Source organism: Pantoea sp. SIMBA_079, from assembly GCF_046940275.1.
GTDB lineage: Bacteria > Pseudomonadota > Gammaproteobacteria > Enterobacterales > Enterobacteriaceae > Pantoea > Pantoea borealis.
The window spans coordinates 1-279 of sequence record NZ_JAWRYR010000199.1; the positions used below are offsets into that span (position 1 = coordinate 1).

1 protein-coding gene is annotated in these 279 nt (G+C 68.1%); it reads left to right on the plus strand.

The features are described 5' to 3' along the window. On the plus strand, window positions 1–279 hold a 279-nt coding region (locus SB719_RS19695), incomplete at both ends, for an Ig-like domain-containing protein (protein ID WP_412159671.1).

Sequence of the window (279 nt, forward strand, 5' to 3'; positions counted from 1 at the left end):
CCGGCAGCCAACTCAATGGCCGAGGCGAAGCCGGCACTGCCGTGCAGGTGCGTGACGCAGCCGACAACATCCTCGCAACCGGCACCGTCGCTGCAGATGGCACTTTCACCGTCACCCTGGACCCTGCCGTGAACGACGGCAGCACCTTGCAGGTCACCCTCACCGACGCCGCCGGCAACGTATCCCAACCAGGCTCGGTCACCTCGGCCGACTTGCTGCCGCCCGCACAACCGACTGACCTGGCCCTGGCCGATGGCGTCACCTTCACCGGTCGCGGTG